This window comes from Halotalea alkalilenta, assembly GCF_001648175.1.
GTDB lineage: Bacteria > Pseudomonadota > Gammaproteobacteria > Pseudomonadales > Halomonadaceae > Halotalea > Halotalea alkalilenta_A.
In genome coordinates, this window is record NZ_CP015243.1 from 1,203,367 (window position 1) to 1,229,837 (window position 26,471).

The following is a 26,471-nucleotide window of genomic DNA, read 5'->3' on the forward strand; positions in this document are numbered from 1 at the left end:
CCGGCCGGCCAATACAGCGCGGTTGCGGGGATGTTCCACGCAGGGTGAGGCAACTCGTCGCATAGCCGGTCTCACCTTGGCCACACGCCAGCCTCGCGGCCGGGTCCGCGCCCCTCCCGAGGGTTGGCCGGGAGGGGCCCGCTCAGCCAATCGTCATCAGGCTGGCATTGCCGCCGGCAGCGGCGGTATTGACGCTCAGGGCGCGCTCGACCAGCAGGTGCTCGATCGGTATCGCCCGCTCGTCACGCGCGAGGCCGAAGACGCTGACGATCGGCCCGGGACGGGCGCTGACCGCGCGACACACGTCGAGCAGTGCGTCGGAGTCGCCGTGGTGGAGCACCGCATCGAATTCGACGCCGTCCGCCTGCCAGTCATCGATCAGCTCGATCCGCTCGCGCAGCTCCTCCGGCAGCTGGGCGAGGCAGCGCCTGCTCTGCTCGTCCCCGACCCAGACCGCTTGGCTGCCCACCGCGAGTAGCGCCGCTAGCTGGGTCAGCAGGTCCTGGCCGTGATCGGCGAGGCACAGCACCCGCTCGCGGGGCAGCAGGATATAAGTATTGCGCTCGCCGGTCGGTCCCGGCAGTACCAGCGTCACACCGCTCGGCGTTAGTTCGGCCAGGAGGTGGCAATAGTCGGCCAGTTCGGGCTGCCCTTGCTCGCGGGCCCAACGTTCGAAGCGTTCGAGCGCCGGGAGAATGGCCTCGCGCTGGGTGGTCGACATTCCCTCTTTGTCGGCTACGCTGAGCGGTACGCCGTTGGGGCGCACCGAGAGCAGGCGGGTGAGGTAGATCGGGCCGCCGGCCTTGGGGCCGGTGCCGGAGAGCCCTTCGCCGCCGAACGGCTGTACCCCGACCACGGCGCCTACGATGTTGCGATTGACGTAAAGGTTGCCGACCTGGGCCTTGGCGATCACCTTGGCGATGGTCTCGTCGATGCGGGTATGGATGCCCATGGTCAAGCCGTAGCCGCTGGCATTGATCCGCTCGAGCAGCGAGTCGAGTTCCTGGCGCTTGTAGGTGATCACGTGGAGCACCGGGCCGAATACTTCGCGCTCGAGCTCGTCGAGGCTCTCGAGCTCGATCAGCGTCGGCGCGACGAAAAGCCCGTGCGTTGGCATTTCGGTATCACCCAGGGCGGCCTGGAATACCCGGCGGCCCTTGGCGCGCATCCGCTCGACGTGCGCTTCGATGGTTTGCTTCGCTTCGAGATCGATCACCGGGCCTATGTCGGTGGAGAGGTTCTCTGGGTTGCCGATCCGATACTCGGCCATCGCGCCCTTGAGCATCTTCAGCACCCGTTCGGCGACGTCCTCCTGTACGCACAGCACGCGCAGCGCAGAACATCGCTGGCCGGCGCTGTCGAAGGCGGAGTTGATCACATCGGGGATGGTCTGCTCTGGCAGCGCCGAGGAGTCGACGATCATCGCGTTCTGCCCGCCGGTCTCGGCGATCAGCGGTACCGGGCGGCCGTTGCTGTCGAGGCGTCCGGAGAGGTTCTTGGCCAGCAGTTTGGCCACCTCGGTGGAGCCCGTGAACATCACCCCTTTGACTCGAGGATCGGCGACCAGGCGCGCGCCGACCGTCTCGCCGCGCCCGGGTAGCAGCTGCAGCACGCCGGCCGGAAGCCCCGCTTCGAGCAGCAGGCGTACACCGGCCGCGGCGATCAGCGGTGTCTGCTCGGCCGGCTTGGCGAGTACGGTGTTGCCTGCGACGAGGGCGGCCGATATCTGGCCGGTGAAGATCGCCAGCGGGAAGTTCCATGGGCTGATACAGACCACCGGCCCCAGCGGGCGATGGGTATCGTTGGAGAAGTGGGTTCTGGCCTGCACCGCGTAGTAGCGCAGGAAGTCGACCGCTTCGCGCACCTCCGCAATCGCGTTGGCATAGGTCTTGCCGGCCTCGCGTACCAATATGCCCATTAGCTGCTGGATCTGCGTTTCCATCAGTTCGGCGGCGCGCTCGAGCACGGCGGCACGCTCGGCGGGCGGAGTGGCCTGCCAGATCGGCGCGGCCTCGATCGAGGCCGCCAGCGCTTCAGCGACGTCCGCATCGCCTGCTTCCTGCACCTGGCCTACGACGTCGCGCTGGTCGGCGGGGTTGCGCACCGGCTCGAGTGTGCCGGGCGCGGTCGCGCGCGCAAGCAAGGGGCGTGCTTCGAGCGGATGGTTCAGGCCATTGAGCAGCGCGCTGGAGAGCGATGCCAGGCGGTGCTCGCTGGAGAGGTCGAGGCCGCTGGAGTTGGCGCGTTCGCCGCCGTAGAGCTCGACCGGCAGCGGAATGCGCGGATGCGGCAGGCCCTGGACACCTTCGCTGGCGGTCAAGCGTTCGACCTCCTCGACCGGGTCGCGCACCAGCTCTTCGAGCGAGATCGAATGGTCGGCGATCCGGTTGACGAACGAGGTATTGGCACCGTTTTCGAGCAGGCGGCGCACCAGGTAGGCGAGCAAGGTCTCATGGCTGCCTACCGGGGCGTAGATGCGGCACGGCCGATTGAGCCCGCTCTTGCCGACCACCTGTCCATACAGCGGCTCGCCCATCCCATGCAGGCACTGGAACTCGTACTGGCCGGGGTAGTAGTTCTGTCCGGCGAGATGGTAGATCGCGGCCAGCGTATGGGCGTTGTGGGTGGCGAACTGCGGGTAGATCGCCTCGGGGGCGGCGAGCAGTTTGCGCGCGCAGGCGAGGTAGGATACGTCGGTGTAGACCTTGCGGGTATAGACCGGATAGCCCTCGAGCCCCTCGATCTGTGCACGCTTGATCTCGCTGTCCCAGTAGGCGCCCTTGACCAGTCGGATCATCAGCCGGCGACGGCTGCGGCGGGCAAGGTCGATCAGGTAGTCGATCGTCAGCGGGCAGCGCTTCTGGTAGCCCTGGATGACGAAGCCGATACCGTTCCAGCCGGCGAGCTCGGGCTCGAAGCAGAGCCGCTCGAGCAGGTCGAGTGAAATCTCCAGCCGGTCGGCTTCCTCGGCGTCGATGTTGATCCCGATGTCGTACTGCTTGGCCTGCAGCGTCAACGACTTGAGTCTCGGGTAGAGCTCGTCCATCACCCTGTCGTATTGCGCGCGCGAGTAGCGCGGGTGGAGCGCCGAGAGCTTGATCGAGATGCCTGGGCCTTCGTAGATGCCACGGCCATTGGAGGCTTTGCCGATCGCATGGATCGCCTGCTCGTAAGAGGCCAGGTAGCGCTTGGCGTCCTCTTCGGTGAGCGCCGCCTCGCCGAGCATGTCGTAGGAGTAGCGAAAGCCCTTGGCCTCGTGACGGCTCGCGTTGGCGAGCGCCTCGCCGATGGTCTCGCCGGTGACGAACTGCTCGCCCATCAAGCGCATCGCCATGTCGACACCCTTGCGGATCAGCGGCTCTCCGCTCTTGCCGATGATCCGGTTGAGCGAAGAAGTGAGCCCGGCCTCGTTGTGGGTCGCGGTCAGCTTGCCGGTGACCAGCAGGCCCCAGGTCGCGGCGTTGACGAACATCGATGAGCTGCGCCCTAGATGGTGCTGCCAATTGCCGCCGCTGAGCTTGTCGCGGATCAGTGCGTCGCGCGTGCCCTTGTCCGGTACGCGCAGCAGCGCCTCGGCGAGGCACATCAGTGCGACGCCCTCCTGGGAGGAGAGCGAGAACTCCTGCAGCAGCCCTTGGACCATACCGGCGCGGCCGCCGGCGTTCTTTTGGCTGCGCAGCTGCTCGGTGAGCCGATAGGCGAGCTGATGGGCCGATTCGGCGAGCGGTTTCGGCAACCGCGACTGCTCGAGCAGCATCGGCACCATTTCCTGCTCGGGGCGCCGATAGGCGGAGGTGATCGCTGCGCGCAGCACCGACTGGGGCAGGATGCTCTCGGCGAACTCGAGGAAAGGCTGCGGCTGGGCGGCTGGAGGCGTCGCCTCGCCGAGCTCTTCGCGCTCGGCCGTATCGCCGTCGGGTTGGAGGCTGAAGCCGCGTCCGTTTTCGATTTGTTCGAGGCAATTGAAGATCGCTTGCTTGATCAGCCAGTGCGGCGTGCGGTCGAGCGACTGGGCGGCGGCCTTGAGCCGGTCGCGGGTCGCTTGGTCGAGTTTCACACCCATCGTTGTGGTATTGGCCATGGTGCTCTCGCGTGACGCTTGAAGAAGGTGTCCGAAGACGATGAACGTCGAGCGAGATTAAGGTGCCCAAGAGGGTAGTGCAACTAGTTGCAACCCAAGTTCTTCCCCTCCTCGGCTAAAGGAGGATGGCCAGTGCAGAACGAGCACCAGTTGGGTGCAACCTGGGCGGGGTGGCGCTGAAAAGGTGCCGATTTCCCGCCATGAGAATCACCTCGTGCCCGGCCGGCGGCCAGGGCTGCTAGAGTGAAGCGAGACTTCGACCAGGAATCGACGATGCGCGACGAACACTTCTACCGCCCCAGCGAGGGGCACGGGCTGGCCCATGATCCGTTCAATTCGATCATTGCGCCGAGGCCGATCGGTTGGATCTCCTCCCACGACGAGGCCGGGAATCTCAATCTCGCTCCCTATAGCTTCTTCAATGCGTTCAATTACGTGCCGCCGATCATCGGCTTCTCGAGCGTCGGCTACAAAGACAGCGTGCGTAACATCGGGCGCACGGGGGAGTTCGTCTGGAACCTGGCGACCGAGGCGCTCGCCGAGCGGATGAATGCCACCAGCGCGATGGTGGCGCCCGCGACCGACGAGTTCATGCTCGCCGGCCTCACCCCGACGCCGTCGCATGAGATCGCCGTGCCCAGGGTCGCCGAGGCGCCGGTGTCCTTCGAGTGCCGGGCGACCCAGGTGGTGCGGCTGCGAACCGCCAAGGGTGATGAGGTCGATACCTGGTTGGTGCTGGGCGAGGTGGTCGGAGTGCACATCGACACCGCGCTATTGAAAGACGGCATCTACGATACCGTCGCGGGCAAGCCGGTACTGCGAGGCGGCGGCCCTGGCGACTATTTCACCATCAGCGAGGCGCAGCGGTTCGTGATGTTCCGGCCGCAAGGCTGAAGCGGCGCGCGCGAACGAGGGAAGACTTCGATGAGTACTGAATTGAGTCTGGCGGCTTGGGCCCTGCTGCTGGCGGTCATTCAACTGCTGCTGCCGGCGATGGCGCGCAATCGTGAGACCGGGATAGGCTACAACGCAGGTCCGCGCGACCGTCCGGGCCCGCCTATGGGCACGATGACGGCGCGGCTGTTTCGCGCCCAGGCGAACCTGTTCGAGACCCTGCCGCTGTTCCTCGCCGCGGTGGTGATCAATCACCTCGCCGGGGTCGAGGGGAGCATGACCCTTTGGGGCTGCTGGCTCTACCTGCTTGCGCGAGTGATCTACCTGCCGCTTTATGCCTTCGGTGTGCCGTGGCTGCGTTCGTTGGTCTGGGCGGTGGGCCTGTTCGGCCTGGTGCTGCTGATCCTCAACCTGCTGATACCTGGCTGACGCCCCCGGCGTCAGCCGTTGGCCGCCCGTGGCTGGTTCTCGGTGAGTTCGATCCACTGGTTGATCCGGCGCGGGCCGAAGCCTTCCAATGCATCGTCGAAGCGGAGCAGATAGAGGGTGTCCTGGGCATGGGTGTGCATGCGCAGGCGCAGGAACAGCTCGCGCGTCGGTAGCCGAGTGGCGACCAGCCAGGTGGAGTCGGTGACGCGGGTGAAGCTGCCGCACTTGGACAGTGCCTGGAGGACCTTGTCATAGCGCTCGGTGTCGGCGGGAATGTCGCAGGTGATGATGTAGCGATCCATGGTCGGATTCCTCTTGCATCGGCTATTCGCACCATTTTTTCGGCACGAGATTGACGGCGACAGGAATTCCGACCACTATTGGAAACACGTAGTGGGGAGGTCGGAAGCCTGCCTAACATTCGCCCCGGAGGCTGCAACCTTCGGAGCCGCTCGAAACGCCCAGTGCTGCAACACTGGGCGTTTCTCGTTGTTGCGCCGTGCTAGGGCACGGGGCCAGGGTCACGAAACATTGGCTTTGGCATCTCTCGTGTCCTTCCAATAGTTTGAAAAAAGTCGTTTGAAACGATCTTGCCGGGACATCAAGAACTCGTGCGACGCTGCGGCTTCGTCGAGCGATTCGGTGCGCCCCTGCAAGGGCATGGTCGAATCCGCATGCTGCCGCACGGTGGTTTGGAATCTCGAGGCTCGATACTGCGCTGCTAAAGCCTCGGGATGGGAATCTCCTCGGCCACGATAGAATCGATAGCCTCCCCCCACAAGTGGATAAGTTGTGACTAAGCTGTGTGTGGTTTGAGATCGGCAGCTCGATCCGCGTCCTGCTTGGGCGCGATGGGCCAGAAAAATTTTCTATCGGAAAGCGGTTTTCAATTGGGCTTGATGGGACGGCTCCCGTGCTCGCTGGTTATGAGAACAACTATCATTTGTTACCTTTGTTTTGTCAGCATCATGGCGATCAAGGTATAAAAGCCCCCGAATCTCAGTATCTCCATTCGCCGTCATGATTGAACCCTCGATATGACGGCGTCATACGACTTCGAGCCTTGGAGCGCGTCTTGGAAACTCGTAACGACCATATCCTGATCATCGAGGATGACGAGCGTCTCGCGTCGCTGACGCGGGAGTACCTGGAAGGCAGCGGCTTCCAGGTCAGTGTCGAACACGACGGTGCGAAAGGTGTCGAGAGGATTCTGGCACTTCGTCCTGATCTGGTGATCCTCGATCTTATGCTGCCGGGCGAGGATGGGCTGTCCATCTGCCGTCGCGTACGCCCGCAGTTCCCCGGACCGATTCTAATGCTGACCGCGCGGACCGATGACATGGACCAGGTGCTCGGGCTCGAGATGGGCGCCGACGACTATGTCCCCAAACCGGTGCCGCCGCGGGTGCTGCTGGCGCGCATGCGCGCGCTGCTGCGTCGCTCCGAAGTGCTCGAGAGCGCACCCGCCGAGGCGCGCCTCGAGTTTCGCGACCTGGTGATCGATTCCGGCACTCGCGAAGCCTGGCTCAACGCCGAGCGCATCGACCTGACCAGCGCCGAGTTCGACCTGCTCTGGTTCCTGGCCTCCAACGCTGGCCGTGTGCTGACCCGCGAGGAGATATTCTCCGCCCTGCGCGGGATCAAGTACGATGGGCAGGATCGTTCGATCGACGTGCGTGTCTCGAGGATCCGGCCGAAGATCGGCGATGATCCTCACCATCCCCAGCGGATCAAGACCGTGCGCAGCAAGGGCTATCTCTTCGTTCGGGATGTTTGATGTTCCAACCGTTTCGCGCCTCCTACCGGCGCGTCTACCTGACCCTGGTACTGATGCAGCTGCTGATCCTGGTCGGCTGCATCGTCTCGATCTGGGCTTACGAATCCTATCGTGAGCAGGGCTATCGCGAGCGCCTGGCGAGTACGCCGATGGCGCTGATCGGCTATCTGGTCGACAACCAGCCGGCCGCTTATCGCGATGCGTGGCTCGAGGAGAATTCGCGCAGGCTCGGCTCGGGGCTTTCGATCGTCGATCCGGTCACCCTGGGGCTCAGCGGCTGGCAGCGGATGCGCCTCGAGCGCGGGCAGGTGGTCATCGAAGAGGGTAACAGCGGTTGGAGCCTGTACCGGCTGATCGACGACGGTAGCCGGGCGTTGGTGATGCACTCGGTATCGCTCAGCCAGCAGCTGCCGCTCGAGCTGATGGCGATGATGCGTGACTGGATCCAGGAGGTCCCCTGGGACGCTCGGGATGCTCGCTTCGAGCGCCTGCGTTCGAGCAGTTCGATAGCGATGGGGATGGGCAACGGCACGCCGGATGGGTTGAGCAACGAGCAGCTGCAGCGGCTGGTGGACCGGCAGGTGGTGCTCAACATCAACCCTAGTGCCCCATCCGTGACGCTCTACGTGATGCTCGACGATGGTCGCTGGATCGCGGTCGGCCCGGTCGGCATCTTCGCCCAGGCGCCCGTCTGGCTGCTCTATGCGCTGCCATTGATACTCAGCCTGCTCAACGTGCTGATCGGCTACTGGATGATACGTCGCGACGACCGGCGTCTGAACGAGCTCGAGGTCAGCGCGGGCAAGATAGCCGCCGGCGACTTCGATGTCCGCGCGTCGATCGAGCACGACTCCCAGTTCACCCAGCTGGCGATCAAGATCAACGCGATGGCGAGCCAGGTACAGGCATCGCTCGGGGCCCAGCAGGACCTGATGCGCGCGGTCTCCCATGAGTTCCGTACTCCCGTCGCGCGGATTCGCTTCGCGCTGCAGATGATCAGCGACATCAGCGAATCCGAGACCATTCGTCGGCAGCTCGGAGAGGTCGACAACGACATCGAGTCTCTCGACCATCTGATCGATGAGATTCTCACCTACGCGCGGGTGGATAGCGCCGCCGACGGCCACATGCCGCTGGCGAGCGAGTGGTGCGACGTCCGGAGTATCGTCGTCGAGCTGGTCGAGGGGCTGGCGCCGCTGCATGCCCAGCTTTCGATCACGCACGCTGGTTTCGACGAGCTTTGGGTGCTCGCCGACGTGCGCTATCTCACCCGCGCGCTGCAGAACCTGATCAGCAACGCATGCCAGTATGCGGATTCACGGGTAGAGATCCGCCTCGAGCGGATCGGGCGGGTCGCCTGCCTGCACATCGACGACGATGGCCCGGGCGTGCCCAGGAGCGAGCGCAAGCGGATCTTCCAGCCCTTCGCCCGGCTCGATGGCAGCCGCGCGCGGCGCCAGCCTGCGCGCGGCCAGCGGCCATCCGGCTATGGCCTCGGGCTTGCGATCGTGGCCAGGATCGTGCGCTGGCACGCCGGTCGGGTCGTGGTGACCAGTTCGCCCTCCCTTGGCGGCGCACGATTCTCACTGCTGCTGCCGGTGCCGCAGCGCGAGCAGAGTCGCGGCAGGCTGCTGCGTCGACGGCGGCGCGAGCCCAGCAGTCCTAGCCCTGGTCCTGGTCAGGAAGCCAGCGGCTGATCCTCAGGTGGTTCGATGCCGTCGAGCACTTCGAAACTGGTGCGCTTGGCGGTGTCGAGGAAGGCTTGCATCCAGCCCAACTCCCGCTGTTCGCCGCGAATCGCCGCGTAGAGCGTGCCCCATACTCCCTGCTCGCCGAGCCGCACCGCATTGACGTAGTCGCGCTCCAGATACTCGGTCAGCGCCCAGTTCGGCAGCGCGCAGACCCCGCGGCCGCTGGCCACCAGCTGCATCATCATCATCGTCAGCTCGGCGCTGCGCACCTCCTGGGGATAGACCCCGGCGGGGGTGAGGAAGCGGGTGAATACATCGAGGCGGGTATGTTCGACCGGGTAGATGATCAGCGTCTGGTCGCGTAGCTCCTCGGGTTCGATCCACTCACGCCCGGCGAAAGGATGATCGGGTGCGACCGCGAGCAGGCTTTGGTAGCGAAACAGTGGCTGGTAGTGAATCCCCGGCAGCGCCTGGGGGTCGGCGGTGATCACCAGGTCGAGCTGTTCGCGTACCAGGCCGTTGAGAGGTTCGAACACGTTGCCGCCGAGGATGTCGATTTCGACGTCGGCGGCAACGTGCCGGAAGGCATCGATCGTCGGCATCAGCCACTGGAAGCAGCTATGGCACTCTATCGCCATGTGCAGCCGTGCGTCCCGACGCGCAGCGAGGCGTGCCACATCGCGCTCGGCGATCCTTACCTGGGGCAGCACCTGCTCGGCCAGCGCGAGCAGCCGCTGGCCGCAGGGGGTGAATTGCACCGGACGAGTCTTGCGCACGAACAATGCATCGCCAAGGCGATTTTCCAGCTCCTTGAGCTGGTGGGAAAGCGCCGATTGGGTGAGGTGCACCCGTTCGGCGGCTTCCACCAACGAGCCCGAGTCACGTAGGGCGATGAGGGTGCGGAGATGACGGAGCTCGAGCATTGGATTCGATTTTTTCAGCCTGATTGGTCTTTACTTTAATTTCATTCATGTTCATTCGCTAGTCGCGCACTGGGGCAGGCTCGAGGCGAGGCGCGTTCGTCCGCCGTAGTCCGCCGTGCAAAGCGCACCGGCGTCGAACAGCCGGCGCGCCAGCGATGAGAGCTGGGCCGGGGCCGGGCGTGCCATGGGGCCCTGCTGTGAGGTGGTCAAGGCTTGCCACTCTCCTTCGGCGTCGCGTTGGGCGATGGTGAAGCTGAATACCTCGACGCCAGGCATGCCAACGCGCAGGTCGCTGGCCACCAGCCTCCCCTGGTCTTCCCGATAGCCGATGAAAGGACCGGCGAACCAGGCCATGCGCCGTCCACCAGGGGTCGACAGCGCCGCGTCTTCGAGTTCCGCGCCGCGTGAGAAGGTATCGAAGCGAATCTGGTCCTGGTGATCGAAGATGCTGACGTAGGCTTGGTGATAGCGCTCGCCGTCGCTGATCACCAGCTGCCAGACCAGGCTGGTCGGCATCACCGGCTGGACCAGTATCGGGCGGTCCTGCAAGCGGTGCTCGATCAGCACCGGGGTGACTTGAGAGACCACCCAGCCTTTGAGCACCAGGGTGAGCCCCAGGTAGAGAGTCGAGAGTCCGAGCGCGATCGGCGCTGCGCGCACCGAACGACTTCCCCGGCACAGCACCAGGATCACCGCCACGAGCAGCGGCAGGGTATAGAGCGGATCGATGATCGCGATCGAGCTCCAGCTGGTCGGTGGCGGTGTCAGCGGCCACAGCAGCTGGGTGCCGTAGGTGGTGAAGGCATCGATCAGCGGATGGGTGACCAGCGCCAGGGCGAAGAACCACCACCATCGTGCCAGCGAGATCGGCGGCGTGTCTCGCCCCCGCCCCCGGCGGCGGCCGATCCACCAGGCCAGGACGGCGCATAGCGCTGCGAAGGGTGGCAGGGTCAGAAGCGAATGGGTGATGCCGCGATGCTCGCTATAGTTGGCGATCGGATCGCCTGCATCGAACATTACGTCGAGGTCGGGTAGTGTCGCTATCGCCATGCCGAGCAGTACCGCGCGTCGACCTAGGCGTCGGCCGAGTACGGTGGCGCCGATGCTGCCACCAAGAACGGCCTGGGTGATCGAGTCCATCGTTGGATCCTATGGGTGAGACGATCGACAAGATTCGTCGAGCGATGACTGCGACGCAAGTCGTTGATCTTCAGCTTACCGCCGTGTGTCCGGCGGCCCTTTCGCCAACTGCCGGACCCGATGCGCCCGCTCCGCTCAGCGCGTGAGCGCCCAGGGCGGCTCGGCGGCCAGCGCCTTGGCGTAGGCCGGGCAATCGGGGTGATGGGCCCCTGGGAGATAGCCTGTGCTCATCAGCAGCTCGTTGACGATTTCCGGGCCAGTGAAGCGGAAATGGCGCTTGAACAGCTTCACCCAGTCGGCGAGCGGTAGCGGATGATGGGCGTCGAGCCACGCCTTGAAGCCGCCGTGGCTTTCGCGCAGCGCGAGAATCACGCGAGCATTGTGGATCGTCGCATCGATCTTGAGCCGATTGCGAATGATACCGGCATCCTCCAACAGCCGCTGGCGCTCGGCTTCGCCGTAGGCGGCGACGCGATCGACCTGGAAGCCATCGAAAGCGGCGCGGAAGGCCGCGCGCTTTTTCAGTACCGTAAGCCAGGAGAGCCCGGCCTGATTGATCTCGAGGACCAAACGCTCGAAAAGGGCGTCGTCGTCGTTCAAGGGGAAGCCATACTCACGGTCGTGATAGGGGCCATGCCAAGGGTGGTCGATGGCACTAAGGCAGTAGTCGCTCATCCATGCTCCGAGGTCGCTTGCGGCCGATGGCATTCGCCCTGCGGCTTGAAAAGCGCGATTATGACAGCATCTATACCAGCTGGCCCATGGCCCCGTGGACGGGCCTCGTGGCATGCCATGAGGTTTTTCACCGCTGGCCAAGTTTTCCACAGCCGTCTTCCAAGGCGATCTTCCAAGGGTCGCTTTCCAAGGCCATTTTCCAAGGCCATTTTCCAAGGAGAGGAACATGCAATACCTGCACACCATGGTGCGAGTCAAAGATATCGATGCGTCGCTCGCGTTCTACTGCGACCTGCTTGGCCTCGAGGAGGTCCGTCGCAAGGAGAACGAAAAGGGACGTTTCACCCTCGTTTTCCTCGCCGCGCCCAGCGATCTGGAGAGTTCAAGTGAGCTCCAGGCACCCGAGCTGGAGCTGACCTACAACTGGGACCCGGAAGAGTACCAGGGCGGTCGCAACTTCGGTCACCTGGCCTATCGGGTCGACGACATCTACGCGCTGTGCCAGAAGTTCCTCGACGCCGGGGTGGTCGTCAACCGCCCGCCGCGTGATGGCCACATGGCGTTCGTGAGATCCCCCGACGGTATCTCGATCGAATTGCTTCAGCGTGGCGAGCCACTCGCGCCGGCCGAGCCCTGGGCATCGATGGAAAATACCGGCAGCTGGTAGCCGCCTAATCCGCCGCGCACCGCGCGGCCCTGAACGAGGAGGCTCGGGATGAGTAGCGAAAACCAAGTCGATCTGGCCGTCGTCGGGCTTGGAAGCGTCGGCCTCTGCACCGCGCTTGCCGCGCTCGAGGGCGGGCTCAGCGTTGCGGTGATCGATCCGCAGTCCGCCGATGATCTGGCCGCGGGAGAGTTCGACGGGCGTGACGTGGCGATTTCGAGCGCCAGCCTGCGCTGGCTCGAGTCGCTCGGCGTGATCCAAGGGTTGAGCGAGCAGGAGCGCTCGCCGATCCGTGGTGCCCGCGTGGTCGATCGGCTCACCGATAGCAGTCTTGATTTCGCCCCCGCCCCAGGGGAGAGCTCGATCGGCGCCTTCGTCCCGGAGCATCGGCTGCGCGAGCTCGCCTTCCAGGCGCTGAGCGGGCGTCGAGGTGTGGTCGAATATCTCGGTGCCAAGCCGGTAGCGGTGGAGCGAGACGCGCGCGGCGCCCGGCTGACCCTCGACGACGACAGGTGCGTCGAGGCGAGGCTCGTCGCTGTCGCCGATGGGCGCCGTTCACCGCTGCGCGCGCTGCTGGGCATCGGCGTGCGGCAGCATGACTATGCGCTGCGCATGCTCTGCTGCCGGGTCGCTCATTCGCGAGACCACGATGGCTGGACCGTCCAGCGCTTCGAGGCGGGAGGCTGTGTCGCCACGCTGCCGCTCTGTGCCGGCCACAGCTCGCTGGCGCTGATGCTGCCTTGGAGCGAGGCCCAGCGGCTCAAGGCGCTCGATGACCAGGCCTTCACCGCCTGGCTCGGCGAGCTGCTCGGCGACGAGCTGGGGGAGATCCGGCTCGAGTCCCGGCGCTTCGACGTGCCGCTGGCCAGCCACTATGCCGAGCACTTTCACGTCGAGCGTGCCGTGCTGCTTGGCGATGCCGCGGTGGGCATGCTGCCGATCACCGCCCATGGATTGAACCTGGGCCTGATCAATGCACGCTCCCTGGTTGCCGAGCTGCTCGCCGCGCGGCAGCAGGGCGAGGAGTTCAGCGACGGGCAGGTGCTCGAGCGGGTCTCTCGCCGCGCCCATGCCACCGCGTGGCCGCTTTATCGGGCCACCAACGAGATCTGCCGGCTGTTCCGGCGCGAGGATCCACTGTCGCGCCAGGCGCGGCGGCTGCTGTTTCGCGTAGCCGGGCCGCTGGAGTCGCTGGTAGGGCTCAACTGCGAACAGGACGATCCCCGTCAGGTTCCCTGGCTCGGTGTGCTGCGCGCGCTGCCAGGCCATCTCTGGGCGCAGCGCAAGGCGTGCTGATCGGCGCAGGAATTGGCAGCAAGAGGAGTGGTACGCAGTGCGCCGAGGGGCTCCCCGGCGCACTGTCGGTTCAGGAGGGGTTCTGCTCTTCGCCTTCGTCCGGGGCGGTGCCCCGGCCGCCGCGCTGGCGCTTCACCAAGCGACCGGCCAGCAAGCCTGCCTCGAACAATATCCACATCGGAATCGCCAGCAGCGTCTGCGACAGCACGTCGGGCGGGGTCAGCAGCATGCCGATGACGAAACAGCCGATCACCACGTAGCCGCGCTTGGCCGCCAAGTCCTTGACCGTCACCGCACCGGTGAGGATCAGCAGGAAAGTGGCGATCGGAATCTCGAAGGCGATGCCGAAGGCGATGAACAGCTTGAGCACGAACGAGAGATAGGCGTTGATGTCGGTCATCACCTGCACGCCCGCTGGGGCGGTGCCGGTGAAGAAGGCGAACATCAGCGGAAAGACCACGTAGTAGGCGAACGCGGCGCCCGCATAGAAGAGAATCACGCTGGAGGCGAGAAGCGGCAACGCCAGGCGTTTTTCCGAACTGTAAAGGCCTGGCGCGACGAAGGCCCAGACCTGGTAGAGCACGTAGGGTACCGCGATGAAGAAGGCGACGATCAGGGTCAGCTTCAGCGGCGCGAGGAACGGCGAAGTGACCTCGGTGGCGATCATCTGCGATCCCGCCGGCAGCAGTGCCATCAGCGGTTCGGCAACGAAAGTGTAGAGGGTGTTGGAGAACGGGTAGAGGCAGAGGAATACCACCAGCACCGCGAGCAGCGCGCGAATCAGCCGCGAGCGCAGCTCGATCAGGTGATCGAGCAGCGGTGCCTGCTGCTGCTCTTCTTCGGGCCGCGGATCGGAGTCTCTGGACACGTCAGTCATTCCGCTGGTTGCTCGAAGGAGATGGATCCATGGACGACTCGATCGGCGTGCCGGTCGGCTCCTCGGTGGAGCGCTCTGGAGACGGCAACGGGGCATCGAGGGCGGCGCGGGCGATCACCGGGCGCGAGGGCGGGCGCAGCGGCGGCAGGGGGGCTGCGCGCACTTCGGCTGGAGCCGGTGGGGGCTCGGGGCGAGAGGGAGGGAGCGGCGGCTGGCGCGATGACGAGGAGGCCGCGCCATTGAACTCCGAGGTGAACCGTTCGAAGCCCTTGCGGGCACGGTTCACTCCGCCGTCGATCCGCTTGCCCTGTTTGCTCAGCTCGCGGCGCAGGTCCTCCGCCTCGAGCTGGGAGGTGATCTCGTGCTGGAGATTGCCGACGGTGCGTTTTATCTTGCCGATCCACACCCCCGCGGTACGCGCGGCGCCGGGAAGTTTGTCGGGGCCGAGCACCAGCAGGGCGATCACCCCGATCACCAGCAGTTCGCCGAAGCTGAAGTTGAACATCGGCGCTTATTTCCGCGAGTCGTGCCGGGTATCGTCGCGCTCTTCCTTGTGCACCGCCTCGCCATGGAAGGTGTTGCCGTCCTCATGGCCAACCCGGGACTGGGTGCTGGCGTCTTTCTTGTCGTCGTCGTTCATCGCCTGCTTGAAGCCTTTCACCGCGCCGCCGAGATCGCCGCCGATGTTGCGAAGCTTCTTGGTGCCGAAGACCAGGACGATGATCCCAAGTACGATCAGCAGCTGCCAGATACTGATTCCACCTAACATATCGTGATTCTCCAGGAAGATGGGGCTGGATCAGTCCAGCACCCAAATGTGATTGCGCTTGGCGTGGTTGCTCTTGGGCAAGGGAAGCCGATCACTGGCTGTGTGCGCTTCGCGAGGCCTTCTCCTCGAGTCCCGAGACACCGAAACGGCGTTCGAGTTCTGCGAGTACGTCGCGATGGCCGAGGCCCAGGTGCGAGAGCGTGACCAGGGAGTGAAACCACAGGTCCGCGGTTTCCTTGATCAGCTCGAGGCGGGCGCCCTCGAGCCGAGAGGCGTCCGCCGCTTCCAGCTCCTTGGCGGCGAGGATCAGCTCGGTCGACTCCTCGCCGACCTTTTCGAGGATCTTGTTCAATCCGCGCTGGTGGAGACTAGCGACGTAGGAGCTCTGCGCATCGCCGTGGCGCCGTTCGGAGAGAACCTGCGCGAGCCGCTCGAGAGTATCGTTCATCGGTGATGCTTGTCCGTGGTGCGGTGGCAGGACATCGACGCCCTGCAGAGGCATCGATCATGCTCGCTACTCGGCACGATCGAGCAATGAGTCTCGGCTCAAGTCTAGCGCAGCGCGGATGCACTTTACCATGCGCTATGCCGTCGAATTGGCTCAGCGCCAGAGGATCAGCAACATACCGATGCCGGTAGCCACCAGTACGCCCCAGTGCTGCTGCGACGCCCAGCCCCACAGCGGCTGCCAGAAGACCGCGCCGGCCAGCAGCAGCAGGCCCGCGCGCACCTGGCGAGAGCGGCGCCTGAAGCCGCGCAGGCTGCGCTGCAGCGTGCCCATCGTCTCGCTCTGCTGGCGGCGCTGGCGCTCCTCTGCCTCCGAGCGGCGCATCACCTGGTGCGCGAGCACCGGCAGTTCCGGTAGCCGATAGGCCAGGTCCGGCGCCTGGCGTTTGAGCGATTCCCAGAAGCCCCGCGGTCCCGCGCGCTCCTTCATCCAGTTCTCGAGATAGGGTTTGGCGGTGTGCCAGAGATCGAGATCGGGATAGAGCGTGCGGCCGAGGCCCTCGATGTTGAGCAAGGTTTTCTGCAGCAGCACCAGCTGCGGCTGGACTTCCATGTTGAACCGCTGCGCGGTCTGGAACAGCCCGAGCAGCGCCTGGCCGAACGAGATGTCCTTGAGCGGCTTTTCCAGCAGCGGCTCGCACACCGCGCGCACCGCGGCGGCGAACTCATTGGCCCGGGTGCCTTCGCCGACCCAGCCCGACTCGATGTGCAAGGTGGCGACTTCGTAGTAGTCCTGGTGGAAGAAGGCGAGGATGTTGCGGGCCAGGTAGTCCTGGTCTTCGCGGGTGAGGCTGCCGACGATGCCGCAGTCGATCGCGATGTAGCGCGGATCCTCGGGTGTCTCGCGAGAGACGAAGATGTTGCCTGGGTGCATGTCGGCATGGAAGAAATTGTCGCGGAACACCTGGGTGAAGAAGATCTCCACCCCGCGTTCGGCGAGCTTGCGCAGATCGACCCCGGCTTCGCGCAGCGCCTCGACATCGGCGACCGGGATGCCGTAGATGCGCTCTTGTACCATCACACTGCGCCGGGTCATGCTCCAGTGGATCGCGGGCACGTAGAGCAGCGGCGAGTGCTTGAAGTTGCGCTTCAGCTGCGAGGTATTGGCAGCTTCCTTGTGCAGGTCGAGCTCGTCGAACAGCGACGCGCGGTAGTCGTCGACCACTTCGACCGGACGCAGCCGCCGCATCTCCGGCACCAGCATCAACAGGCGGGCGAAGGTGAACATCAGGTCGATGTCGCTGCGCATCACCCTGTCGATTCCCGGCCGGATGATCTTGACCACGACCTCGGCGCCATCGTGCAGGGTCGCCGCATGGACCTGGGCGATCGAGGCGGACGCCAGCGGGGTAGGATCGAACTTGGCGAACAGCGTCTCGACGCTGGCGCCGAGCTCGCTTTCGACCGTGGCCCGGGCGAGTTCGCTCGGAAACGGCGGCACCTGGTCCTGCAGTTTCTTCAGCTCGAGCGCGATGTCCGGGGGCAGCAGGTCGCGACGGGTCGAGAGCATCTGGCCGAACTTGACGTAGATCGGCCCGAGCGTCTCCAGCGCCAGTCTCAGCCGCGCGCCGCGGCTCTCGCTGCCTCTCGGGAAAAGCCACAGCGGCATCAGCCGAAAGACGAAGCGCGCGCTCGCCGGCAGGCGCTCGACCGGTACCAGACCATCGAGTCGAAACCGCGCGATCACCCAGAGGATACGGACCAGACGCCAGAGTTTCAGCACACGCTCCCCCCGCCATGGCGTTCACCGAGGAGCCGTTCGATTCGAGCCAGGCGAGCCTGGAGGCGATCGATGCTGATCTCGAGCAGGGTCAGCTGCTCCCGGGCCACCGCGAGCTGGTCGCGGCCAGCGAGCAGCCGACCCTCTTCGAGTGCGTACTCGCGCAGGTCCTCTCGCAGTTCGCGACCGCTGCGCACGCCGAACGCCGCCAGCCGACGGATGCCGAGCGCCAGCGCTTGGGCAGGCGTCTCACCGACCAGCTCGGCGAGTCCGCCCTCCCAGTCGACGTCGAGATCGAGCAGCAGGGTGCGGACCTGGTGAAGCAGCTGGATATCGCCGCGCACCGCCAGTCGCCCTTCGAACATCAGCTTGTCGACCGACTCGCCCGCCGCCAGCGCGCCGAGCGCGTCAAGGTCGAGCTCGACCACCGCATCGGCGTCTCCTTCCTCGGCGTCGACCAGCTGGGCGAGGTTCAGGCCATCGCGCTGGAAATGGACCAGCAGCAGCAGCGAGGGCCGCTCCAGGCGCAGCAGCACGCGCCGGCCATCGAGTGCGCCCAGCCGTGGGGCGGCTGCCGGGTCACGACCCAGCAGTCGGTTCAGGGTGGTCTCGATGCAGGCGAGCGCGAAGGGAGCGAGCAGCGTCATCGGGTTCTCGTCGGCGAAATGGAAAACGTGCGGGACAGCCGAGAGGCGCGGTTCAAAGCTTGACGCCGCGGTGCAGGGCGACGACGCCGGCGGTCATGTTGGTGTACTCGACCCGATCCAGCCCGGCCGCTTCCATCATCGCCTTGAGTGTCTCCTGGTCGGGGTGCATGCGGATCGACTCGGCGAGGTAGCGATAGGAGTCGGCATCGTTGGCGACCAGCTTGCCGATGCGCGGCAGCACTTGGAACGAGTACTGATCGTAGACCTTCTCGAACAGGGCGTTGGTCGGCTTGGAGAACTCCAGCACCAAGAGCCGCCCGCCCGGCTTCAGCACCCGGGTCATCGAGCGCAGCGCCTTGTCCTTGTCGGTGACGTTGCGCAGGCCGAAGGCGATGGTGATGCAGTCGAAGGTATTGTCGGGGAACGGCAGCGCTTCCGCGTTGGCCTGCACGTACTCGACCTGGTGGCCGATGCCTTCGTCGATCAGCTTGTCGCGGCCGACGTTGAGCATCGAGGCATTGATGTCGGCGAGCACCACGCGCCCGGTGGGGCCCACGCGGCTGGCGAACTTCTTGGTCAGATCGCCGGTGCCACCGGCGATATCGAGCACGCTGTTGCCCCGGCGCACGCCGGAGCGTTCGAGGGTGACGCGCTTCCACAGGCGATGGATGCCCATCGACATCAGGTCGTTCATCACGTCGTAGCGGCGGGCGACCGAGTGGAAGACGTCGGCGACCCGACCGGCCTTCTCCTCGATGGGAACGTCCTGGAAGCCGAAATCAGTGGTGCGTTTCTCCATGCCCTTCCCCTATGGCGTAGCGAGTCGGGGGTGGCCCCGACGGCGTTGAATATGAATCGGCGAGCGAAGGCGTCGCCGGCCTTGGCGCAGCGCCCAGGCCGCGCGCCCACTGGGGGCGCATCGCAAGGGGGGAAGTGTAGCGCCGTGGGGCTGGCTTGTCTTTCGCCGAGGCGGGCGATCGCCTCGTTCGGGCTCAGTCAGGGATCTTCTCCTCCACCGCGGCGGTCGACGACGAGGGCGTGGAGCGCAGTTCGCGACGCAGGATCTTGCCGACGTTGGTGCGCGGCAAATCGTCGCGGAATTCGATCTGCTGCGGCACCTTGTAGCCCGAGAGGTGCTCGCGGCAGTGCTTGATCAGCATCTCCTTGGTGAGATCGGGATCGCGCCGGATCACGAACAGCTTGACCCGCTCGCCGGAAAGCTCGTCGGGGACGCCCACCGCCGCCGCCTCGCTGACCCCGGGATGGCGGGTCGCGACCTCTTCCACTTCGTTGGGGTAAACGTTGAAGCCCGAGACCAGGATCATGTCTTTCTTGCGGTCGACCAGGACGATGAATCCCTTGGCATCCATCCGCGCGATGTCGCCGGTGCGCAGGAAACCGTCGGAGAAGAACGCATTGGCCTGTTCCTCGGGATGCTTCCAGTAGCCTGAGATCACCTGGGGACCACGCACGCAGAGTTCGCCGACCTGGTCGATACCGAGATCCTCTCCCTGTTCGTTGCGGATCCGCACCTCGGTGGAGGGGATCGGCAGGCCGATCGAACCGCTGAACGGCAGCGGCGGCTCGACGATCGGATTGATCGTCACCGCGGGGGCGGTCTCGGTGAGCCCATAGGCCTGGGTGATCGGCTTACCGGTGACCCGTTGCCAGCGTTCGGCGACGCTGCCCTGCACGGCCATTCCACCGCCGAGCACCACCTTCAAGTGGGAAAAGTCCAGGCGTGCGAAGTCGGGATGGTTGAGCAGCGCATTGAACAGGGTGTTGACCCCGGTCATGCAGCTGAACGGATAGCGTTTCAAGCTCTTGACGAAGGCCGGGATGTCGCGCGGGTTGGTGATCAGCAGATTGGTCGCGCCCAGGTGCAGGAATACCAGGCAGTTCGCGGTCAGGGCGAAGATGTGATATAGCGGCAGCGCGGTGACCATCAGCTCTGCGCCCTCGCGCACGCCGCCCCGCACCCATGCGCTCGCCTGCAGTACGTTGGCGATCAGGTTGCCGTGGCTGAGCATCGCACCCTTGGCGACGCCGGTGGTGCCGCCGGTGTACTGCAGGCAAGCGAGGTCGTCCTGGCCGAGCGCGACGGGGGCGAACGTATGGCGCCTACCTTCGGCGAGTACCGCGTCGAGCCGGCGATGGCCGGGCAACTGCCAGGCCGGCACCAGTTTCTTTACCCGGCGCACGGTGAAGTCCACCAACCGGCCCTTGACCGGCCCGAGCAGCTCGCCCAGCCGAGTGACGATCACTTCATCCAGGCGCGACAGCGAGCCGGCCTTGTCCAGCGTATGGGCGAAGTTCTCGGCGATCACGATCATCCTCGCTTCGGCATCGACCAGCTTGTGCTCGAGTTCGTCGGTGGTGTAGAGCGGGTTGCAGTTGACCACCACGCAGCCTGCGCGAAGCGCACCGAACAGCACCACCGGATACTGCAAAAGGTTGGGCATCATCAGCGCGATCCGGTCGCCCTTGCCCATGCCATGCGCTTGCAGCCAGGCGGCGAAGTCGTTCGAGAGTGCCGAAAGGCGACGATAATCGATGCCCGTGCCCATGCAGACGTAGGCCTGGCGGGAGGCGTAGCGCTCGCAGGCCTGATCGAACATATCGATCAGCGAGTCGAAACGCGTGACATCGATCTCGGCCGGTACGCCGGGAGGGTAGCTTTCGAGCCAGGGTGTGTTCATCGTCGCGCTCCTCGCATGCCTATCGGCCGTGTCTCATCTTCGCCTCGGCGCCGGTGGCGCTCGGTGCCAACCGCTTGTCGCTCAACGGTCCGCCGCTGAATGGCGCATAGCCGGTACCGAAGATCACCCCGGCATCGGCCAGGTCCGCATCCTCGACCACACCGGCGGCGAGCTGGGCGCGGGTGCGTTCGACCAAGGGGTGAATGATGCGCAGCGCGAGCCCGTCGGGCGCGTCACCCGGCTTGGCCTTGGCGGGTTTGCCGTCCTGCCAGCTATAGAAGCCTCGCCCGCTCTTCTTGCCCAACTGCCCCTGCGCCAAGCGCTGTTCGAGACAGCGCGGCACGGCGGCGCCATCGGTGAGTCCGCGGCCTGCGTCGCGAACGATGTCGAGGCCGACGGTATCGGCCAGCTCCAAAGGGCCCATCGGCATGCCGAAGGCGACCATCGCCGCGTCGATGGTCTCGGCGGCGAGCCCCTCGTCGTGGACTCGCATCGCCTCGAGCAGATAGGGCGCGAGTACCGCGTTGACCAGAAAGCCCGGCGTGCTCAACACCGGCAGCGGCAGCTTGTCGAGGGCGCCGACGAAGGCGCAGGCGCGCCTCGTCTCGTCACTGGCGCGGTCTCCCGTATGGATCACCTCGACCAAAGGCATCTTCGCCACTGGATTGAAGAAATGGATGCCCACCAGGCGTTCGGGCTCGCTCAGTCCTTCGCGCAGGGCGGCGAGATCGAGACTCGAGGTATTGGTGGCGAGCAGGGCGCCTGGTTTGATTCGGGGCTCGAGCGCGCGATAGAGATCACGCTTGGCCTCCAGCGTCTCGCCGATCGCTTCGATCACCAGGTCGGCGCGGGTGATGCCCGCGCCGTCGGGGTCGGGGATCAATCGGTCCATGGCATCGCGAATCGCGCGATGATCGCGTTTCAAACGTCGGCCATAGAGCTTGGCGGCGCGAGCGATCGCCGGTGCGATGCGTCCGATCTGCTGGTCCTGGAGGGTGACCCGGAAGCCCTTCAGCGCGCACCAGGCGGCGATGTCGCCGCCCATCACCCCGGCACCGACCACGTGGACGTCGCGGATATCCCCGGCGTCGCCCTGGCGGGAGAAGCCCTTGAGCCGCTCCTGGAGATGGAAGACCCGGATCAGGTTGGCCGCCACCGCGGAGCCGAACAGGCGCCCGACCAGCGTTGGGTCGATCAGCGGATCGCCGTCGTGGCGCTCCCAGAGTTCGAGAATCGTGCGCGGCGCCGGATAGTGGCGGTCGGGGTCCTTGGCCTCGACGTCGCGCCGCGCCTTGGCTGCGACCAATCGCCTGAGCGGCGCGCTTTCGAGCAGGCGCAGGAGGTGGCCGGCTCGCGCGGGTGGACGCCCCGAGCGGATGAGCTGCGCGGCGGCGCGCTCGGCGATGCGCTGCGGCACCCGCGCATCGACCAGACCCAGCCGCTCGGCGCGGCGAGGATCCACCGTGCGCCCGCTCAACATCATGGCCAGGGCTTCGGGAGCGCCGATCAGCCGGGGCAGGCGCTTGACCCCACCCCAGCCGGGGAATATCCCGAGCATCACCTCGGGCAGGCCGAGCCGCGCACCGGGACGATCGACCGCCAGCCGGTAGCGGCAGGCGAGCGCCAGTTCGAGCCCGCCGCCGAGGCAGTGGCCGTCGATCAGCGCAAGCGTCGGATAGCGCAGCGCGCTGATACGCTCGAACAAACGCCAGCCGCGCTCGATGATCCGATGTGCCTGGTCGGCGCTCTCGAGTGCCTCGAACTCCCCGATGTCGGCGCCGACGATGAACCCGGTGGGTTTTCCCGAGCGGATCACCAGTCCCTTGGGCTTCGATGCATCCAGCGCATCGAGGGTCGCGTCGAGCTGGGCGAGCACGCCCTGGGAGAGCGCATTGACCGAACGGTCGGGGCAGTCGAGGGTCAGCCAGACCAGGTCGTCGGCGTCGCGCTCGAGCCGCCAGTCGCTGCGTTCGATCGCGTTCATCGCGCAACCTCCGTGCGTTTGAGGTTTTCCACCAGCATCGCGCCGCCCTGGCCGCCGCCGATGCAGATCGATGCCATGCCGCGTGAGAGGTCTCGTTCGGCGAGGGCATGGAGCAGGTGGAGCACGATTCGCGCTCCCGAGGCGCCGACCGGGTGGCCTATCGCGATCGCGCCGCCGTCGACGTTGAGCCGGGCGTCGTCGAGGCGCCCCCATGCGGGCGTGCCGAAGGCCGACTCGCAGTAGTCCGGGTCCTCCCAGGCGGCCTGGCAGGCCAGCACCTGGGCGGCGAAGGCTTCGTTGATCTCCCACAGGTCGAGCTCATTGAGCCCGAGGCCGTGGCGCTCGAGGATGGGGATCGCCGCATGTACCGGACCGAGGCCCATCTGCTCGGGAGAGAGTCCGGCCCACTGGCTGTCGGTGATCCGCCCGATCGGCGCGAGCCCGAGGCTCTCAACCGCACGCTCCGAGGCCAGCAGCAGCAGCGCGGCACCGTCGGTGACCTGCGAGCTGTTGCCGGCGGTGACGTTGCCCCATGGTTTGTCGAACACCGGGCGCAGCTTGGCCAGGCGCTCTTCGCTTGAGTCGTCGCGCACGCCGTCGTCCTCGGCGTGGAACCGACCATCGCCGCTGACCAGCGCCACCGTCTCGGCGTCGAAGGCAGCGCGGGTGCGAGCCTCGAGGACGCGACGGTGGCTGCGCGCGGCGTAGCGGTCCATCGCGGTACGATCGATCCCGAAGCGGTGGGCGAGGTTCTCGGCGGTCTGGCCCATCGAGAGCCCCACCACCGGATCGGTGAGCCCCTTGAGCAGGCCGATCACCGGGGCCAGCTGCGCCGGGCGAAAGCGCCTGAGCGCCGCGAGTCGCTGGCCCATGCTCTTGGCCGCATACCATTGCGAGAGCCACTTGACCATCGCATCCGAGAACAGAACGGGTGCCCGCGACAGCGCGTCCACTCCGCCGGCCAGCACCACCTCGGCGCGACCGCGCTGGAGATTGGCGATCGCGCTGTCCAGCGCCTGCATCCCCGAGGCGCAGTTGCGCATCACCGTCCAGGCGGGAATGCGCTCCTCGAGGCCAAGACGCAGGGCGATCACCCTGGCGATGTTGATCTCGTCGGCAGAGGGCGAGGCGCAGCCGATGATTACCTCATCGATCCGGTGCTCGAGCGCGGGGTGGCGGGCGAGCAGCGTTCTGCCTGCCTGGACGGCGAGATCCGCGGCGGAGAACGGACCCGGCGCATTGCGGGCGCGCAGGAACGGCGTCCTGGCTCCATCGACTACGTAGATCGGTTCGAATTCCATCGTCTCTCCTCAGGCGTTTCAGGCGTCGTCGGCAAGGGCGGTGGCAGTGCTCGCAGGCGCTGGTGCGGCGTGGCGTTCAGGGGCGAGATCGAAGGCGAAGTCATCGACTCGGATCACCCGGTCGCGCAGTTCATCCAGGCGCAAGAGTTGCGCATGCTCGCTGGCGTCGAGATGGCCGAGCTCGAAAGCCAGTCCGGGCAGGTCGCGGACGTTGGCGCGCGGATGCCCGGCGAGTACGCCCCGGCGTTCGAGCTCACGCAGCTTCGCCTCCACCGGCTCGGCGGCGAGCGCTGCCGCCAATGCCTCTTCGAGCGCGCCGACGGCTTGGTGTTCATCGTTGGGCAGGTGACAGCAGGCGGTGAGCCGGTCACGGCCGCTCCCCGGGGCGAGCAGCAGGGCGGCCGCGCGATGCGAGAGCGCGTCCGACGGTGGGCGGCGGCGGCGGCCGAGGGGCAGCACCAGCGGGCGCAGCAGGGCGGCGAGTGTGCGGTTGGGAAAGTTGGCGAGTGCTTCATCGAGCGCACGCTCGAGCTTGTAGAGCGCATCCTGCAGCGCCCAGTGGGCCAGCGGCGCGTCTTCGGCGTTGCGTCCTTGGTCTTCGAACCGCTTGAGAACGCAAGAGGCGAGGTAGAGCTGCGAAAGCGCGTCGCCCAGCCTCGAGGAAAGCCTTTCGCGTCGCTTGAGCGCGGCACCGAGGCTGATCATCGAGGCATCGGCGAGCAGCGAGAAGGCGCTGGAGAAGCGTGACAGCTGGCGATAGTAGGGCAGCATTTCCCTTGCGACGTCGGCGCGCACCCTGACCAGCCGGGCGCCGCTCAGGCCGCGGCCGAGGCTGCGCGCGAGGTTGGCGAGGATCAGCTTGAGATGGCGCTCGAAGGCCACTTCGAAAGCGGCGTAGCCGCGGTCGCGGTCTTCGTCCTCGGCGGCCTTCATCTCGTCGAGGATATGGGGATGGCAGCGGATCGCCCCTTGGCCGAAGATGATCAGGCTGCGGGTGAGGATATTGGCACCCTCGACGGTGATCCCGATCGGCAGCTGCTGGTAGGCGCGGCCGAGGAAGTTCGAAGGCCCGAGGCAGATCCCCTTGCCGCCGATCACGTCCATGCCGTCGTTGACCACTTGGCGGGTCAGCTCGGTGACGTGGTATTTGACGATCGCCGAGACCACCGCGGGGCGTTCGCCGAGGTCGATCGCGCCCGCGGTCATGCTGCGTGCGGCGTCGGCGGTGTAGGTGTGCCCAGCGATGCGAGCCAACGCCTCCTCGACCCCTTCGAAGCGGCCGATAGGAGTGCGGAACTGGCTGCGTACCCGGGCATACGCCCCCACTGTACGGGCGGTGAACTGCGCCATCGCCGCATTGGCGGAGGGCAGCGAGATCGCCCGCCCGGCGGCGAGGCACTCCATCAACATTCGCCAGCCCTGGCCCGCCATCGGCGCCCCACCGATGATGAAATCGAGTGGCATGAACACTTCGGTGCCCCGGGTCGGGCCGTTCATGAACATGGCGTCGAGCGGTCGATGGCGGCGCCCCAGCTCGACCCCAGGATGATCCCGCGGCACCAGCGCACAGGTGATGCCGAGGTTCTCCTGCTCGCCGAGCAGGCGTTGCGGGTCGTGCAGCTGGAAGGCAAGCCCCAGCAGCGTGCACACCGGCGCCAGGGTGATGTAGCGCTTGTCCCAGCTGACTTTCATCCCGAGCACCCGTTCGCCCTGCCACTCTCCCCAGCAGACCACCCCATGGTCGGGAATCGAGGCCGCGTCCGACCCGGCCCACGGGCTGGTCAGGGCGAAGGCGGGAATCTCGTCGCCACGCGCCAGGCGCGGCAGGTAGTAGTCCTTCTGGGCTTCGGTGCCGTAATGCAGCAGCAGCTCCGCCGGGCCGAGCGAGTTGGGCACCATCACGCTGACCGCGAGCGCTGAGCTGCGTGTCGACAGGCGGCTGACGACTTCGGAGTGGGCATAGGCGGAAAACTCCAGTCCGCCGTAGCGCCTGGGCACGATCATGCCGAGGAAGCCCTCGCGCTTGATGTACTCCCACGCCTGCGGTGGCAGGTCATGGCGCTCGGCGGTGACGTCCCAGTCGTCGACCAGCGCGCAGAGCGCGGGGACCTTGCCCTCGATGAAGTGCCGCTCCGGCCCGCTGAGCATCGGCAGAGGCACGTCGTGCAGCCGCTTCCAGTCGGGGTCGCCAGCGAACAGCTCACCTTCCCACCACACCGTGCCAGCCTCGAGTGCCGCCCGCTCGGTAGCCGAAATCGACGGCATCCTGGTGCGAAAGGCGTCGAAGGCGGGGCGTACCACCAGGCGGCGCCGCAGCGGCGCGACGCCGAGCACCAGCGCGGGCAGCGCGATCGCGATCAGTAGTAGCGAAGCCAGCACGATCATCCAGGTGGACAT

General features: G+C 66.0%; 22 protein-coding genes. 6 read left to right on the top strand and 16 right to left on the bottom strand.

The features are described 5' to 3' along the window. Positions 1-142 precede the first annotated feature (142 nt). Positions 143-4,081, bottom strand: coding sequence for a trifunctional transcriptional regulator/proline dehydrogenase/L-glutamate gamma-semialdehyde dehydrogenase (gene putA / locus A5892_RS05330; RefSeq protein WP_064121918.1), 3,939 nt, complete (start codon positions 4,079-4,081; stop codon positions 143-145). 273 nt (positions 4,082-4,354) lie between these two features. Between putA and A5892_RS05335 the strand changes: the two genes are divergently transcribed. Next, positions 4,355-4,975 carry a flavin reductase family protein gene (locus A5892_RS05335; protein WP_064121919.1) on the top strand — a complete coding sequence of 207 codons (621 nt, stop codon included), beginning with the start codon at positions 4,355-4,357 and terminating at the stop codon, positions 4,973-4,975. A 30-nt stretch (positions 4,976-5,005) separates the two neighbouring features. After that, complete coding sequence (locus A5892_RS05340) at positions 5,006-5,404, top strand: MAPEG family protein (protein ID WP_064121920.1); 399 nt, start codon at positions 5,006-5,008, stop codon at positions 5,402-5,404. Between the two features lie 11 nt (positions 5,405-5,415). On the opposite strand, the gene A5892_RS05345 is transcribed toward A5892_RS05340, so the two are convergent. After that, entirely contained in the window at positions 5,416-5,706 is a 291-nt protein-coding gene (locus tag A5892_RS05345) for a hypothetical protein (protein WP_064121921.1), read from the bottom strand. A 773-nt stretch (positions 5,707-6,479) separates the two neighbouring features. On the opposite strand from A5892_RS05345, the gene A5892_RS05350 reads away from it, so the two are divergent. Both A5892_RS05350 and A5892_RS05355 read left to right on the top strand, forming a co-directional pair. Next, a complete protein-coding gene (locus A5892_RS05350; protein WP_223302794.1) occupies positions 6,480-7,181 on the top strand; it encodes a winged helix-turn-helix domain-containing protein in 702 nt (233 codons plus the stop codon). Next, complete coding sequence (locus tag A5892_RS05355) at positions 7,181-8,878, top strand: ATP-binding protein (RefSeq protein WP_064121922.1); 1,698 nt, start codon at positions 7,181-7,183, stop codon at positions 8,876-8,878. Before A5892_RS05350 ends, A5892_RS05355 begins: the two co-directional genes overlap by 1 nt. Here the strand turns inward: A5892_RS05355 and A5892_RS05360 are convergent. The 3 genes from A5892_RS05360 to A5892_RS05370 all read right to left on the bottom strand — a co-directional run bounded on the left by A5892_RS05360 (position 8,860) and on the right by A5892_RS05370 (position 11,610). Further along, the gene (locus A5892_RS05360; RefSeq protein ID WP_064121923.1) at positions 8,860-9,795 is read right to left on the bottom strand and encodes a LysR family transcriptional regulator; all 936 of its coding nucleotides are present in this window, start codon (positions 9,793-9,795) and stop codon (positions 8,860-8,862) included. The genes A5892_RS05355 and A5892_RS05360 overlap by 19 nt on opposite strands. Before the next feature lie 51 nt (positions 9,796-9,846). Beyond that, complete coding sequence (locus A5892_RS05365) at positions 9,847-10,935, bottom strand: metal-dependent hydrolase (protein ID WP_064121924.1); 1,089 nt, start codon at positions 10,933-10,935, stop codon at positions 9,847-9,849. 135 nt (positions 10,936-11,070) lie between these two features. After that, positions 11,071-11,610, bottom strand: a complete 540-nt coding sequence (locus A5892_RS05370) for a DNA-3-methyladenine glycosylase I (RefSeq protein ID WP_064121925.1) — start codon at positions 11,608-11,610, stop codon at positions 11,071-11,073. Between the two features lie 226 nt (positions 11,611-11,836). On the opposite strand from A5892_RS05370, the gene A5892_RS05375 reads away from it, so the two are divergent. Then, positions 11,837-12,277 (top strand): VOC family protein, encoded by a 441-nt coding sequence (locus tag A5892_RS05375; RefSeq protein ID WP_064121926.1) that lies wholly within the window; start codon positions 11,837-11,839, stop codon positions 12,275-12,277. A 48-nt stretch (positions 12,278-12,325) separates the two neighbouring features. Then, entirely contained in the window at positions 12,326-13,570 is a 1,245-nt protein-coding gene (locus A5892_RS05380; RefSeq protein WP_064121927.1) for an FAD-dependent monooxygenase, read from the top strand. Positions 13,571-13,640: 70 nt separating this feature from the next. Here A5892_RS05380 and tatC read toward each other — a convergent pair whose 3' ends face one another. From tatC to A5892_RS05435, 11 genes are all read right to left on the bottom strand, one after another. Beyond that, on the bottom strand, positions 13,641-14,438 hold the full coding sequence (gene tatC, locus A5892_RS05385; RefSeq protein ID WP_223302795.1) for a twin-arginine translocase subunit TatC: 798 nt from the start codon (positions 14,436-14,438) through the stop codon (positions 13,641-13,643). Between the two features lies 1 nt (position 14,439). Next, positions 14,440-14,952: a Sec-independent protein translocase protein TatB gene (tatB, locus tag A5892_RS05390; protein WP_064121929.1), complete on the bottom strand. Its 513-nt coding sequence runs from the start codon at positions 14,950-14,952 to the stop codon at positions 14,440-14,442. Positions 14,953-14,958: 6 nt separating this feature from the next. Continuing rightward, entirely contained in the window at positions 14,959-15,216 is a 258-nt protein-coding gene (gene tatA / locus A5892_RS05395) for a Sec-independent protein translocase subunit TatA (protein ID WP_064121930.1), read from the bottom strand. 91 nt (positions 15,217-15,307) lie between these two features. After that, on the bottom strand, positions 15,308-15,664 hold the full coding sequence (locus tag A5892_RS05400; RefSeq protein ID WP_064124316.1) for a phosphoribosyl-ATP diphosphatase: 357 nt from the start codon (positions 15,662-15,664) through the stop codon (positions 15,308-15,310). A 153-nt stretch (positions 15,665-15,817) separates the two neighbouring features. Beyond that, positions 15,818-17,443: a ubiquinone biosynthesis regulatory protein kinase UbiB gene (gene ubiB / locus A5892_RS05405; protein ID WP_064124317.1), complete on the bottom strand. Its 1,626-nt coding sequence runs from the start codon at positions 17,441-17,443 to the stop codon at positions 15,818-15,820. Then, the gene (locus A5892_RS05410) at positions 17,440-18,090 is read right to left on the bottom strand and encodes a ubiquinone biosynthesis accessory factor UbiJ (RefSeq protein WP_064121931.1); all 651 of its coding nucleotides are present in this window, start codon (positions 18,088-18,090) and stop codon (positions 17,440-17,442) included. The genes ubiB and A5892_RS05410 overlap by 4 nt, the downstream gene beginning before the upstream one ends. A 52-nt stretch (positions 18,091-18,142) precedes the next feature. After that, complete coding sequence (gene ubiE / locus A5892_RS05415; protein ID WP_027349431.1) at positions 18,143-18,889, bottom strand: bifunctional demethylmenaquinone methyltransferase/2-methoxy-6-polyprenyl-1,4-benzoquinol methylase UbiE; 747 nt, start codon at positions 18,887-18,889, stop codon at positions 18,143-18,145. Positions 18,890-19,082: 193 nt separating this feature from the next. Further along, positions 19,083-20,789 (bottom strand): AMP-binding protein, encoded by a 1,707-nt coding sequence (locus A5892_RS05420; protein WP_064121932.1) that lies wholly within the window; start codon positions 20,787-20,789, stop codon positions 19,083-19,085. A 19-nt stretch (positions 20,790-20,808) separates the two neighbouring features. Beyond that, on the bottom strand, positions 20,809-22,773 hold the full coding sequence (locus A5892_RS05425; protein WP_064121933.1) for a 3-hydroxyacyl-CoA dehydrogenase NAD-binding domain-containing protein: 1,965 nt from the start codon (positions 22,771-22,773) through the stop codon (positions 20,809-20,811). Further along, complete coding sequence (locus tag A5892_RS05430) at positions 22,770-24,074, bottom strand: acetyl-CoA C-acetyltransferase (RefSeq protein ID WP_064121934.1); 1,305 nt, start codon at positions 24,072-24,074, stop codon at positions 22,770-22,772. The genes A5892_RS05425 and A5892_RS05430 overlap by 4 nt, the downstream gene beginning before the upstream one ends. 18 nt (positions 24,075-24,092) lie before the next feature. Next, the gene (locus A5892_RS05435) at positions 24,093-26,471 is read right to left on the bottom strand and encodes an acyl-CoA dehydrogenase (RefSeq protein ID WP_064121935.1); all 2,379 of its coding nucleotides are present in this window, start codon (positions 26,469-26,471) and stop codon (positions 24,093-24,095) included.

Excerpts from the sequence above, each read along its gene's own strand:
- ubiE (WP_027349431.1), bottom strand. The coding sequence starts at position 18,889 with ATGGAGAAACGCACCACTGATTTCGGCTTCCAGGACGTTCCCATCGAG.
- A5892_RS05355 (WP_064121922.1), top strand. The coding sequence starts at position 7,181 with ATGTTCCAACCGTTTCGCGCCTCCTACCGGCGCGTCTACCTGACCCTG.
- A5892_RS05410 (WP_064121931.1), bottom strand. The coding sequence starts at position 18,090 with ATGACGCTGCTCGCTCCCTTCGCGCTCGCCTGCATCGAGACCACCCTG.
- A5892_RS05345 (WP_064121921.1), bottom strand. The coding sequence starts at position 5,706 with ATGGATCGCTACATCATCACCTGCGACATTCCCGCCGACACCGAGCGC.
- A5892_RS05370 (WP_064121925.1), bottom strand. The coding sequence starts at position 11,610 with ATGAGCGACTACTGCCTTAGTGCCATCGACCACCCTTGGCATGGCCCC.
- A5892_RS05380 (WP_064121927.1), top strand. The coding sequence starts at position 12,326 with ATGAGTAGCGAAAACCAAGTCGATCTGGCCGTCGTCGGGCTTGGAAGC.
- A5892_RS05435 (WP_064121935.1), bottom strand. The coding sequence starts at position 26,471 with ATGTCCACCTGGATGATCGTGCTGGCTTCGCTACTACTGATCGCGATC.
- tatA (WP_064121930.1), bottom strand. The coding sequence starts at position 15,216 with ATGTTAGGTGGAATCAGTATCTGGCAGCTGCTGATCGTACTTGGGATC.
- A5892_RS05335 (WP_064121919.1), top strand. The coding sequence starts at position 4,355 with ATGCGCGACGAACACTTCTACCGCCCCAGCGAGGGGCACGGGCTGGCC.
- A5892_RS05420 (WP_064121932.1), bottom strand. The coding sequence starts at position 20,789 with ATGAACACACCCTGGCTCGAAAGCTACCCTCCCGGCGTACCGGCCGAG.
- A5892_RS05430 (WP_064121934.1), bottom strand. The coding sequence starts at position 24,074 with ATGGAATTCGAACCGATCTACGTAGTCGATGGAGCCAGGACGCCGTTC.
- A5892_RS05365 (WP_064121924.1), bottom strand. The coding sequence starts at position 10,935 with ATGGACTCGATCACCCAGGCCGTTCTTGGTGGCAGCATCGGCGCCACC.
- tatB (WP_064121929.1), bottom strand. The coding sequence starts at position 14,952 with ATGTTCAACTTCAGCTTCGGCGAACTGCTGGTGATCGGGGTGATCGCC.
- A5892_RS05425 (WP_064121933.1), bottom strand. The coding sequence starts at position 22,773 with ATGAACGCGATCGAACGCAGCGACTGGCGGCTCGAGCGCGACGCCGAC.
- A5892_RS05340 (WP_064121920.1), top strand. The coding sequence starts at position 5,006 with ATGAGTACTGAATTGAGTCTGGCGGCTTGGGCCCTGCTGCTGGCGGTC.
- A5892_RS05360 (WP_064121923.1), bottom strand. The coding sequence starts at position 9,795 with ATGCTCGAGCTCCGTCATCTCCGCACCCTCATCGCCCTACGTGACTCG.
- A5892_RS05375 (WP_064121926.1), top strand. The coding sequence starts at position 11,837 with ATGCAATACCTGCACACCATGGTGCGAGTCAAAGATATCGATGCGTCG.
- A5892_RS05400 (WP_064124316.1), bottom strand. The coding sequence starts at position 15,664 with ATGAACGATACTCTCGAGCGGCTCGCGCAGGTTCTCTCCGAACGGCGC.
- putA (WP_064121918.1), bottom strand. The coding sequence starts at position 4,081 with ATGGCCAATACCACAACGATGGGTGTGAAACTCGACCAAGCGACCCGC.